At 33.0% G+C, this 12,180-nt stretch carries 9 protein-coding genes and 2 pseudogenes; 2 read left to right on the top strand and 9 right to left on the bottom strand.

The window, feature by feature from the left end:
• Positions 1-15 precede the first annotated feature (15 nt).
• Positions 16-366 (bottom strand): YojF family protein, encoded by a 351-nt coding sequence (locus LOK41_RS19670; protein ID WP_000407035.1) that lies wholly within the window; start codon positions 364-366, stop codon positions 16-18.
• A 248-nt stretch (positions 367-614) separates the two neighbouring features.
• Here LOK41_RS19670 and LOK41_RS19665 point away from each other — a divergent pair, with 248 nt between their 5' ends.
• On the top strand, positions 615-1,940 hold the full coding sequence (locus LOK41_RS19665; protein WP_241817943.1) for an ArsB/NhaD family transporter: 1,326 nt from the start codon (positions 615-617) through the stop codon (positions 1,938-1,940).
• 83 nt (positions 1,941-2,023) lie between these two features.
• Here LOK41_RS19665 and LOK41_RS19660 read toward each other — a convergent pair whose 3' ends face one another.
• The 5 genes and pseudogenes from LOK41_RS19660 to proC all read right to left on the bottom strand — a co-directional run bounded on the left by LOK41_RS19660 (position 2,024) and on the right by proC (position 7,225).
• Positions 2,024-2,251, bottom strand: a complete 228-nt coding sequence (locus tag LOK41_RS19660) for a hypothetical protein (protein WP_241817942.1) — start codon at positions 2,249-2,251, stop codon at positions 2,024-2,026.
• 521 nt (positions 2,252-2,772) lie between these two features.
• Positions 2,773-2,993, bottom strand: a pseudogene (locus LOK41_RS19655) (nucleoside hydrolase); the annotation flags it as partial.
• A 101-nt stretch (positions 2,994-3,094) separates the two neighbouring features.
• Positions 3,095-4,510, bottom strand: a complete 1,416-nt coding sequence (locus LOK41_RS19650; protein ID WP_241817941.1) for an amino acid permease — start codon at positions 4,508-4,510, stop codon at positions 3,095-3,097.
• Between the two features lie 341 nt (positions 4,511-4,851).
• The gene (brnQ5, locus tag LOK41_RS19645; protein ID WP_241817940.1) at positions 4,852-6,204 is read right to left on the bottom strand and encodes a branched-chain amino acid transport system II carrier protein BrnQ5; all 1,353 of its coding nucleotides are present in this window, start codon (positions 6,202-6,204) and stop codon (positions 4,852-4,854) included.
• Positions 6,205-6,406: 202 nt separating this feature from the next.
• Entirely contained in the window at positions 6,407-7,225 is an 819-nt protein-coding gene (gene proC / locus LOK41_RS19640; RefSeq protein WP_241817939.1) for a pyrroline-5-carboxylate reductase, read from the bottom strand.
• 504 nt (positions 7,226-7,729) lie between these two features.
• On the opposite strand from proC, the pseudogene LOK41_RS19635 reads away from it, so the two are divergent.
• Positions 7,730-8,016, top strand: a pseudogene (locus LOK41_RS19635) (IS3 family transposase); the annotation flags it as partial.
• Between the two features lie 246 nt (positions 8,017-8,262).
• Here LOK41_RS19635 and LOK41_RS19630 read toward each other — a convergent pair.
• The 3 genes from LOK41_RS19630 to LOK41_RS19620 all read right to left on the bottom strand — a co-directional run bounded on the left by LOK41_RS19630 (position 8,263) and on the right by LOK41_RS19620 (position 11,855).
• A complete protein-coding gene (locus LOK41_RS19630; protein WP_207994184.1) occupies positions 8,263-8,613 on the bottom strand; it encodes a DoxX family protein in 351 nt (116 codons plus the stop codon).
• A gap of 659 nt (positions 8,614-9,272) precedes the next feature.
• Positions 9,273-10,517, bottom strand: coding sequence for an NAD(P)-dependent malic enzyme (locus LOK41_RS19625; RefSeq protein WP_207994185.1), 1,245 nt, complete (start codon positions 10,515-10,517; stop codon positions 9,273-9,275).
• A 345-nt stretch (positions 10,518-10,862) separates the two neighbouring features.
• Positions 10,863-11,855 (bottom strand): DUF4046 domain-containing protein, encoded by a 993-nt coding sequence (locus tag LOK41_RS19620; protein ID WP_241817938.1) that lies wholly within the window; start codon positions 11,853-11,855, stop codon positions 10,863-10,865.
• Positions 11,856-12,180: the final 325 nt, after the last annotated feature.

Here is a 12,180-nt window from a genome sequence, read left to right as displayed (position 1 = left end):
ACTTTCCCCTCCTTCTTATTTAAATGGCGTTAAGCTTAACTCAAGCGCTACGGCTAAGCGACCTTTATTGTCATGTCCCGCTAGTAATAGACGATCTTGCTCGTCTACTTCCCAATGCGTAATACCTTCTGCATATACCCAGCCATGATCCATTTTAAGACCTACTCGGTATGGATTAGTTCCTGTTATTTTCCCGCGTTCAAAACGAATAATTGCATTTCTAATGAATGCTCCCACTGTCATCATTTTTTCATTAAAATGTGAAGCGTATGCTCCATTTGTCGTTTCTAAATGAATATATACATCTTTATTTACAAAACGTTCGATTTCATGTTGAATAACAGCACTATCTTTTACTATTTCCATCGGATTTCACCTCTTTAAACCATTTTACGCAAAAATAATGTAAATTGCTATCTCTATATTAGAGGACAAAGCTCGCTTTGCATAATAATTTGCATTTTGTTTTTTATTTTTATAATAGTATGTGAAATTTATTAATCTTTTTCACTTTTGCAAATTATTTTCTTTCTCGTTTTGAATTTGCTACAATAGTGGTTATGCAGAGGGATATATTTCGACAATTTAATACATATTTTAAAGAAGGTGACATGTTGGAACATTCAGCACATGAAGTAGCAAACCTGCAATATTATTTTGCGATCGCTGTATTTTTAGTGATATACGGATTTATTATTTCTGAGAAATTGAACCGTGCTGTAATTGCACTGTTCGGTGCTGCCATTATGATTATTTTTGGAATTGTAGACTTACATACTGCTTTCACATCACATATTCAGTGGGAAACCATTACGCTTTTAATCGGGATGATGATTCTCGTACATATTACGAGCCAATCTGGTGTATTTGAATATGTAGCCATTAAAGCAGCAAAGACAGCCGGCGGAAAACCCATTCGAATTTTATTATTTCTATCCCTACTAACCGCAGTCGGTTCTGCCTTTTTAGATAATGTAACGACCGTTTTATTAATCGTTCCTGTTACACTATCGATTACACGAATTTTAAAGGTACAACCTGTTCCCTATTTGATTTCCGAAGTATTATTTTCAAATATTGGTGGTACCGCAACGCTAATTGGTGATCCTCCAAACATCATGATTGGATCTGCTAATAAACACTTAGATTTTAATGCCTTTTTGCTCAATTTGGCACCAATTGTACTTATTATTTCCATTGTTACATTAGGCATTATTTATTTGATGTATCGTAAAAAATTAAAAACAACACCTGAACAAATTACAAAACTTATGGCTTTAAATGAAAAGGACTATATTCGTGACCGAAGCTTACTCCTAAAATCGCTTTCCATTTTAGGTTTGACAATCCTCGGGTTTGTTCTTCATTCGATTATTCATGTAGATGCCGCAGTTATCGCGATGACTGGCGCAACACTTCTCATGTTGATTGGTGTGAAACAACACGAATTAGAAGATGTATTTGCTCATGTAGAATGGGTAACGATTTTCTTCTTTGCTGGTCTTTTTGTTCTTGTTGGCGGATTAATTGATATCGGCCTTATTTCATCCCTCGCAAAAGAAGTGATTGATGTAACAAATGGCGATATTGGCTTTGCTGCCATACTTATCCTTTGGGTATCAGGCGTGGCATCAGCTACTATTGATAATATTCCATTTGTCGCAACGATGATTCCGCTTATTCAAGATTTAGCATCAGGACTTGGACTTTCTGTTGACTCTCCTCAAATTGAAGTACTATGGTGGGCATTATCACTTGGCGCTTGTTTAGGAGGAAACGGAACGCTTATTGGGGCATCAGCAAACGTAGTTGTTGCTGGGATTGCTAACCGCGAAGGACATGGATTTTCTTACCTTGATTTCTTAAAAATTGGTTTTCCGTTAACAATCATTGCATTATTATTATCACATGCTTATATATATTTACGTTATTTAATTTGACCACTCCCACGGCTAAAGCGCGTGGGCTTTCCCGCTCACAAATTCTGTAAAAAAGTTTGCAGCAATATGCTGCAAACTTTTTGTCACCAAAATACCCCAATAATTGCCAGTTCCCCTAAAATCATACCGCCAATTTGTCCAACGATTGCCGGTGATAGTTGAACACCTTTTTTCACTTCTACAACCGGTCTTTCATGCCTAAGCTGTTGAACTTCACTTTGTAGTTGATGCACACTACCATGCAATTCTTTTACAAGTTCTTTTAACTCCGCTAATTCTTCATTTACTGGCTTTGTTTTTTCTAAATTCATATAACATGACTCCTTATTTCAATCCATATGTTGTAAAATTTCGCCAGTCATTATTCTTTTTCCTGCAAATTATATGCATATTATCGAATGTATTTATAGCATAGTTTTTTACTCTTAATGAATCTATATATATGGTAGTACCACATGCCCATCAAGCTAATATTTTAAAGTACCTCCTAAACAAAAAATTCAGTTCCCTACCGTTAATTATTTATGAGAATTCAACTCGTTTTTCATTTTTGGGAATGTATGCTTTATTATCCTCAACTTTATATGAAATGTTATTTCTCTCTAGTTTATCTGTATTAATACTGTCTATAGTGTCACCCCATTGTACATATTTACCGTTGTATTCTTTTTGACAAGCAGACAATATGAAAATAATAGAAAGTCAGAACAAAAAAATAAAAAGCAAAGTTAAGTGCTTTTTAGCTGCGCCAAACCGAAATTCATCTCCTACCTACCGTTGGGCTATCGCCCTGCACACGCTTGGGGAAGGAGAATTCTTTCGGATAATTCGTTAAATCAACTTCCATTTCGCCATTCATATATTGAAAGAATTCAGGGTAACCAATGCACTCATTACAACAACGTCATGTATAGGAGCCACTTTAATACTTTTATTTATTTTTTTATAGGTTGTGTAGTAATATTCATAAATTGGTTTAATCAATGATTTAAAAGGGATATTTGTATGTTCTACTATGTAATCAACTTCATTCGGAAGTAAACTAGCTGAATTAAGTTATGTAACAACAAGAAGCTGACTTCTGTATTCAACAGAAGTCAGCTTCTATAGTACTCAACTATCGATATGATTATTAATAGCATTTCCTGTGGTTATTATCTCGCTATTTTATCATGTGCTTTTGAAATCGTTTCCTCATTTAAAGTACTGTGTTTTATCGAATAAATGAAATATATTACTGCCCCAATAGTAATCCAAATACTAAAGTACAACCATGTTCTTAACGGTAAATTTAGCATTAAGAACACACAACATATAATTGAAATGCTTGGTAATACAGGTACAAACGGTACCATAAATCCACGTTTTAAACTTGGGTGTGATTTACGGAGGATAATAACTGATACACAAACTAGCGCAAATGTCACTAAACTACCGATATTAACCAAATTAACCAACTCTTTCAAATCAATAAATCCAGCTATCACAGAGCTTCCTATTCCCGCCAATCCAATTGTAAAGGTGGGTGCTCCAGTCTTCTTATTAACCTTCGCAAGTGATTTTGGTAACAGTCCATCACGACTCATTGCAAAGAATACTCGTGTTGCTGCATACATATTCGAGAAAATAACAGCCATAAGGCCAATTACAGCACCTGCAGCAATTACACCAGCAACTTTTCCTTGTCCTACCACTTCCATTACATAAGCCATTGCCTCAGGTACATTTAATTCTTTATAGGAAACCATCCCTGTCATAACAAGGCATACTATAACGTAAATAAGTGTACATATGATTAACGATACAATAATACCGATGGGAAGATTACGGTGCGGATCTTTTACTTCTTCTGCTGAAGTTGCTAATATATCAAAGCCCGTAAAAGCGAATAATATGGCTGCCCCACCAGCAAAAACTCCACTTAAACCGTATGGTGCAAACGGTACCCAGTTCTCTGGCTTTACATAGAATATACCAACCAAAATAAATAATACAACCATTCCAATTTTAATCAATACCATTGTATTATTGATACGTTTACTTTCCTCCGTACCACGCGATAACATCCATGTTAATATCAATGTAATGATTACCGCTGGTAGATTCACAATACCACCTTGCGATGGAATCGTTAATAGAACTTTGGGTATCTCTAATCCAAAGCCACTTATTAAATTGTGGAAATATCCTGTCCATCCACCAGCGACTGCCGCTGTTGCCACAATATATATTGAGAGTAACGTCCAACCTACTAAATGAGCCACAAACTCACCAATTGTTGCATAGGAGTACGTATATACACTACCTGACGTTGGGAGTGTAGAAGCAATTTCTGCGTAACATAATCCTATAAATGTACAAACAATCGCTGCAAGTGCAAATGAAAAAATAACTGCTGGACCAGCATCTTTTGCTGCTACTAATCCAGTTAACACAAGAACTCCCGTTCCAATTATCGAGCCTATTCCTAACATAATTAAATCAAATGCTCCTAATGTTTTTGTTAAGGTCTTACTTTGATTATGCTCTAACAATTGTGTAACAGATTTCTTTTTTAATAACTTACTCATATTCTCTGTATCCCCTTTAAAAAATAAGGTATGTTTTTCTAATTCTTGTGGTATATATAAATTTACTTAGATATTAGCTATCCCAAAACTTTACATCATGTAGATTTAAAATATTCAGAAAAAATATCGGTGCTTTTTTGAGAATCTTTATAGGAATAGATTCTATTTTTTCTCCTTCATCCAATGTTCAACAAAAATCAGCTGCAATTTATTTATAAATAGATTGTAGATATTTTGAGTGACTCCCAAAACAAAGAATAACAGATTTTTTCATTCTAAAGAGATGCTTAGTTTTATTAGCCTGATAGGAATTTAGTGATATCTCATACATAATAAATAAATTATTTATTTAATCGAATTTCACCAGAACTAAGGGTATTTTTCTTCCGTAATACGCTAAAAATATAACCACATACACCGCCAATAATAGCTGGAAGTACCCAACCTAAACCTACACTATACAAAGGGAGAAAATGGGCGGAAAACTTATGAATTATTTCGATTTTTATTCCAGCAGCATTTAAGCCATCAAATGAACTAATAATAAATGTTAATATCAAACTCCCTTGATATACTTCAAATCTACCATTAAATACAGAGTGTAAAAATGTTAAGAATATTAAGGTAATAGCAATTGGATACATAGTCATTAATACAGGGATTGAAATCGTAATTAATTGTGTTAATCCTATATTTGCAACTAGTGTACTGAAAACAGACAAAATAATGGCAAATTTTTTGTAAGAGATCTTTGGAAATAATTCATGAAAAAAAGAAGAACAAGCAGTGATAAGTCCTACGCTTGTGGTCAAACATGCTACTGTAATCATTAAACCTAATAAAATTGCACCGTAAGAACCAAAATAATAGTCCGAAACTTTTGCTAAAACTTCAGCCCCATTATCTAAACGACCTAGTTTTTCAACACTAGAAGCCCCCATATAGGAAAGGGCAGTATAGATAAGAGCTAGGAGTGTAGCAGCAATAGCCATTGCTTTTGCACAAACAATCATAAGCTGTTTTTTAGTGGTAGCCCCTTTTTCTCTAATTGCATTCACAATAATAATCCCGAAAACAAAAGCTCCAAGAGCATCCAGAGTTAAATAACCTTCTTGAAAACCTTTAAAAAATGCATGTGATGTATACCCTTCAAAAGGTGCTTGAATTCTTCCAATCGGATGAACAAGAGCTACAACTACGAGCAATCCGATAAATGTCAATTTAATAGGAGTCAAAAATTTTCCAACTACATCAATAATTTTTGTAGGATTAAGTGATAACAAGCATGCAATTGTGAAAAATAAGATTGTAAATATGATTAATGTAACAGGACTTGCATCATTTGATAAAAAAGGTTTAATTCCAATTTCAAACGATACATTACCAGATCTAGGGATAGCGTAAAAAGGACCAATTGCTAGATAGAGAACAGTCGTAAATACAATACCAAACAACGGATGTACACGACTAGCTAAAGATTGTAAATCATTTTTACCTGAAAAAACAAATGCTGTTATTGCTAGCAATGGTAAACCAACTCCGGTAACTAAGAAACCTGCATTGGCTATCCATACATTCTTTCCAGCCATTTGACCAAGCATAGGTGGAAAAATTAAATTTCCTGCTCCAAAAAACAATGCAAATAGCATTAATCCTATAATTATGATAAAGGAAGAAGGAACTTTTTTTGACATAATAAATCCTCCGATTACAAATTTTTATACACTCTTTATTTGTTTATGTAAATTATATACTAATTTAGGTTATTCCAGCTTAGAGTACAGTAGCGGAAGGCCATGTTACGGTCCTCCTCCCCTATAAGATAATAGCAACAGGCTTTTAACTTTAAAAATGGCTTAAATTAATGGATGTGACGTTACCCCTAAACGAAGCTTCTTATTTATTAGTTAAACTGGATAATTCAACAGATTTTTGAGTACAACGTTTCATAGCTGAAATGATAGCTGTTCTTAAACCTTTTTCCTCTAGTGTTACTACAGCTTCTATTGTCGTTCCACCTGGAGAACAAACCATATCTTTAAGTGTGCCTGGATGTATTCCTGTTTCCAGTACCATTTTTGCAGAACCTAATACAGCTTGAGCTGCAAATTTATATGCTTGAGCTCTTGGCATACCATCTAGTACAGCAGCATCTGCCATGGCTTCTATAAACATATATACATATGCTGGAGAAGAACCACTTACAGATGTTACAACATCCATTAATTTTTCATTTACTATCTCCGTTTGACCAAAACTATTAAATATATTTAGTATATTTTCTAGATCTTTTTCTGTAACCATTTCATTAAAACATAACGCAGACATTCCTTCTCCAACAAGAGCAGGTGTATTAGGCATTACTCTAACAACCTTTAACTTTCTGCCAAAGGCATTCTCAGTACTCTTAATACTTTTTCCTGCAGCAATAGTTACGACTATTACATCGTGTTTTATCTGCTCTTTTATTTGGTTAATTACTGATGAGTATAGGTCTGGTTTGATTGATAAAATTAAAATATCAGCACTTTTAGCTACTTCATTGTTGTCAGTAGTTGTAGCTATGTCATATTTTTCACTAGCACTTTTTAAATTAATGACATTTAAATCTGAACAAATTATTTTATCCGAAGGAACTATATTTTTGCTAATCATCCCACCTATCATAGCGATACCCATGTTTCCGCATCCGATGAATCCTATTTGTTTGTTCATAATAACTCGCTTTTGCTCCTTTTATCATAAATTTTATCGGTTTGAAATTATTATTCTGAAAAAATTTGTTGATATCCCGTACAGTAGAAATAAACATTGTAAACTATATCGAGACTAGTATCTTATTTCTTGTTCAACCCACCCATTAGAGTTCTGGTACAAAAATAACACGAAAGAGAATAAAACGCATATATTCCTAACGGAATCGTATCTTATGCTGTAAGCCCAAACAATTGGTGAATAAATTCTTTCTGATTTTGGACAGACTGATTTAATCTTACCCCATCACCATCAAGCCAATAACACAAACTCCCCCCTAAAATAAAAAATACGATATTCTTTCTGTAGAATTATAGGAAAGGATGGCGTTTTAGTATGTCTATTTTTGTATCTGATGAATTACAATTATTTGCTCGAGAGATTCAAAATCTTTTATCTTCAAATACCTTATGAGATTTCGCGAGAGATGTTAGCTTTTTGTAACGAACAAGTAAGTATCGGGCAAAAGGTGTATTGATTCACTCAGATCAAGAAGTTCACTATATGCCTCCTAATATCCAAAAAACAGTTAAGAAACTAGGGTTACAATAATCTATGTCAAGAAGAGGAAACTGTTGGGATAACTCTCTCAAAGAATCTTTCTTAGGCCCTCTGAAAGATGAAGTCTCTATTAAAGACTCTAGATGAATAAAAAAAGAAAATAAACAATATATGATTTACTACATATACCAATGGAATTTAAAAAGGTCATCCCTATGCAATCAAGAGATCACCTTCTTAAAGTTGCCTAGGCTTTTGCATGTCCTTTACAAGGGTACATTTTAAGAAATAAAGGGGCTTTCCATTCACATAATCATTAAAAGGAGAAGTAAAGTGGTGATAATTTTTTCGGCATTAATACTCTTTAACTAATCACCATTTTAAATAAATCTTATATAATATTTTTTAATAATTATTTATTTTAAAATTATATTTATTCAATTAAAATTGTTATTTATATAATTCCCATTATTTGAAGTGGAAGTTTATAATTAAGTTTAAGAAAATACATTTAAGTTCCAAATAATTATCGTCGTAGATAATATTAAACAGAGTGTTGCAGGAATAATCATTAAGATAGATTGATGTGCCCGAAAAATATGAGCATGAATGGCTCCGACCATGAGAACTACTAATAATATATTTGATCCCAGTGCTAAGTATTGATTCCAGATACCACCGATTATTCCTATTGCCCCAACAATTTCAACAAAACCGATTATAGACATGAACCATAATGGATATTGATAGTGTTGCCAATGTTCAATCTGAAAAGGTATACGGAAAAGTTTTATGAATCCCCCTACTAAAATAAAAATTGCTAAAACTACCTGAAGAACAATCATCATTCAAGTTCGCTCCTTTTAAGATTTTGTTCGTTTCCATTTTATTTACAAATAACTAGATATATATGTATTTTATAGATAATAGAAAGAGTAACATACATGTTTTAACGTTTTATACGCTAAGAACTAAGTAGAAGACCTTTTGCTATTCATCTATTAAAATAAGGGTTTGTTGATTTAAACCAAAGTTATAAACACGTCCTTTACATGTTTGCAAAAATCCACTCTGATAATAATCAATAGTCATTAAGTGCTTTTTTGTTAAATTTCTTAAGAACATGGATTTATCCGCTTTCTCACTACTAATCTATATAAATAGCCTGTAAGTAAAAGAATCTAAGCTAATAAAAAACCATCATGCAAACTCCCCTTATAAAGAAATTGGCAATTTCTTTATAAGGGGAGTCGAAACGCTTTCAAACCTATTCTAATAGAAACGTATCTTTAATTTATAATTAATACTACAAAATCTAATCAAAAAGTACATGATTTTACAAAAAATATTAAGTATTAGAAAAATCATCTTGGTGTCAAAACTTCAAGATAACTGCATTAACAATTAAAAAATTTTAAAAATATAGCAGGCTATCTTAGTCGGGATAGCCTGTTTCAAATACATGCAATCTTTGCTCCATGACATTTTCTTTTCTCAAGACAAATACTTATTTCAATACATTTGCCTCTTCTGTTAATCTTAATAGGTTGTTTTTAATTTCAGCCATACTGATATTTTTTCTTGAAACACCAGTTTCCATTGCAGCACGCGCAACAGCATATGCTACATGCGGCACCACTCTAGGATCAAACGGATCTGGAATGACATAGTTTACATGAAGCTCTTCTTCTGAAATTAACTCAGCTATTGCATAAACAGCTGCTAGCTTCATTTCTTCATTAATTTCTTTTGCTTGTACATCTAAAGCTCCACGAAAAACTCCAGGGAATGCTAGTACATTATTTACTTGATTCGGAAAATCAGAACGACCTGTACCAACTACTAGTGCTCCAGCTATTTTTGCTTTATTAGGCATAATTTCAGGTGTAGGGTTAGCCATAGCAAAAATAATAGGATCATTATTCATAGAACGAATCATTTCCTCATCAACTACATCTGCAGCTGATACCCCAATAAATACATCAGCACCAATAAGGGCGTCTGCTAATGTTCCCCGCTTCTGTTCTATGTTGGTAATACGAGCTATTTCTTCTTTAAGTGTATTCATGCCAACAGGTCGGTTTTCATATATTATCCCTTTTGTGTCACATAAAATAACATTTTTTACATGCATATGAAGTAACAGCTTAACAATAGCTATCCCAGCAGCACCAGCGCCATTTACAACGATTTGTACATCTTCAATTTTTTTATTTGCTAACTTAAGAGCATTAATTAGGCCAGCAATAGTTACAATAGCTGTACCGTGTTGATCATCATGAAAAATAGGAATATCACTAGATCTTCGTAAGCGCTCCTCAATTTCAAAGCATTGAGGTGCTGCAATGTCTTCTAAATTTATCCCCCCAAAATTTGGTTCTAATAATTTAACAGCCTCAACAATCTTATCTGGATTATTAGTGTTTAAACAAATAGGAAAAGCATCAATCTCAGCAAACGACTTGAAAAGTAAAGCTTTTCCCTCCATTACTGGCATAGCTGCTTTAGGCCCAATATTCCCAAGACCTAGTACTGCAGTTCCATCGGATATAATTCCAACGAGATTCCCTTTCATTGTATAATCATATACTTTACTTTCATCTTTATAAATCTCTAAGCATGGTTCAGCAACGCCTGGTGAGTAAGCAAGACTTAAATCTGTCGAATTTTGCACTTTAACTTTAGGATAAACACCGATCTTGCCCTGTTTTTCTTTATGCATTTTTAATGCTTCATCGCGTAAAGGTGACATATAATTTCGCTCCTCTAATTAAGTTTTTTATTTTCCTATAATTAAGTTAGGAATTGTTTAAAGCAAATTTTTTGTTAACTCATCTTAAACTTGATAGTTTATGACTATACGTGGGACTTCTAATATAATCATCATTTCTTTTTGATTGATTTCATATTCTTCTAAAAATTCAATTTCAGTTTATATTAATAGCTACAAAAAAAGACACAAACTAACGTTTTAAAATTTATTAATATTTCTTTTTTAATCCTTATTAACAGATTCAAATTTTTTGTTTTTGAGGTATTCAATTTCGTTAGGTTGATAGCGATGGTCTTTTTGCTCGTTCCTATGTATTAGTAATCATTATTTATTTTTATAACCTTTTAACATATCTTTTGAATAGTGATTTGGGTATAAAGCATTTAACATCTCGTATGGACTACCATTCCAATACCTTCTTAATGGCGTCCATAATTTATGTTTTATTAACCACCTTTGTGTGTAAGTAGATAGTAATTGCTCCTCTGTTAGTTTTTCCTTTTCTTCAATAGTCCATTTCAGCGCCTCTAATGCTTTTTTTTCGGTCCAAAATCCGGTAGGTGTAAATTTAAATTCCCATTCTTTATTTTGATCCGGATATAATTCATTGAGCATAGAGTACGGACTGTTCTTCCATAATATCTGACAAGGAGAGATTAATTTATGAATAGTTAGCCATTTTACACTGTAAACTTGTAATAATTGAGCAGGAGTTAACTTTTCTTTCTCTTCAATAGTCCATCTTAGTGCCTCTAATGCTTTATCTTTGGTCCAAAACTTGTTTGGAGTCATACTAAATTCCCATTCTTTAAATTTATTAGGATATAAAGCGTTTATCATTGCATAAGGGCTACCATTCCAATACATAACTAATGGCGCACTGAGTTTATTTTCTTTTATCCATTTTTTTCCGTATATCTTTAGTAGTTGTACTTTACTTAGCTGTTCTTTTTCTTCAATAGTCCATTTTAATACTTCAAGAGCTTTTTCTTTAGTCCAAAAATTTAAAGGTGCCATACCAAATTCCCACTCTTTAAATCTATTGGGATATAAGTCTTCAATCATTTTATAGGGACTATTATCATAACCATGTTTGAGCGCACCGAGTAATCGATATTTTATAATTAAAGGCGTATTCCATTTTTGTTTAATATCCTCTTCATTCCACTTTAAAATTGTTTCAATTAAATATTTTGTTACTCTTCTAGATAGATCTCTATTGTCATCTTCTTTCCATGTATTCGCCGGGAACCTACTTCTTTTACCGTCTAATACTTCTTGATAGATTTCCTCTATTTTCACTGCTCTTGTTTGCACTTCAAAACTTCCTCCTATTTAAACTAGTAAAGGACATGTGGCGATATCCCTTTCTCCCCTAATGCAAAATAAAACACCCTTATTAACTGCTGTTATTTACTTTATGGAGTAGAAGCGTTGCATATGATGAAGAAAGAACAAACATTTAATAGAATCATTTCTTTAATTTATAATAAAGATGACATAAAAAAACAAAAAGTTACAAAAATTTTCAAATTAAAATTTTTGTAATTCGTTATACGCTGAAAAGACGGAGCCTGATTGTGAACTGCACCCCAATTGTTGGACACTAACTAACAATTGGAGGTGTTTTTTTATGACCAAA

This window comes from Bacillus sp. TL12, assembly GCF_022625245.1.
In the GTDB taxonomy this organism is placed as follows: domain Bacteria; phylum Bacillota; class Bacilli; order Bacillales; family Bacillaceae_G; genus Bacillus_A.
The sequence above is the reverse complement of the archived record's forward strand: the minus strand, read 5'-3'. Positions and strand labels throughout refer to the sequence as shown.

Coding starts and splice junctions, on each gene's coding strand:
- LOK41_RS19670 (WP_000407035.1), bottom strand. CDS start 366: ATGGAAATAGTAAAAGATAGTGCTGTTATTCAACATGAAATCGAACGT.
- LOK41_RS19660 (WP_241817942.1), bottom strand. CDS start 2,251: ATGAATTTAGAAAAAACAAAGCCAGTAAATGAAGAATTAGCGGAGTTA.
- LOK41_RS19650 (WP_241817941.1), bottom strand. CDS start 4,510: ATGAGTAAGTTATTAAAAAAGAAATCTGTTACACAATTGTTAGAGCAT.
- brnQ5 (WP_241817940.1), bottom strand. CDS start 6,204: ATGTCAAAAAAAGTTCCTTCTTCCTTTATCATAATTATAGGATTAATG.
- proC (WP_241817939.1), bottom strand. CDS start 7,225: ATGAACAAACAAATAGGATTCATCGGATGCGGAAACATGGGTATCGCT.
- LOK41_RS19630 (WP_207994184.1), bottom strand. CDS start 8,613: ATGATGATTGTTCTTCAGGTAGTTTTAGCAATTTTTATTTTAGTAGGG.
- LOK41_RS19625 (WP_207994185.1), bottom strand. CDS start 10,517: ATGTCACCTTTACGCGATGAAGCATTAAAAATGCATAAAGAAAAACAG.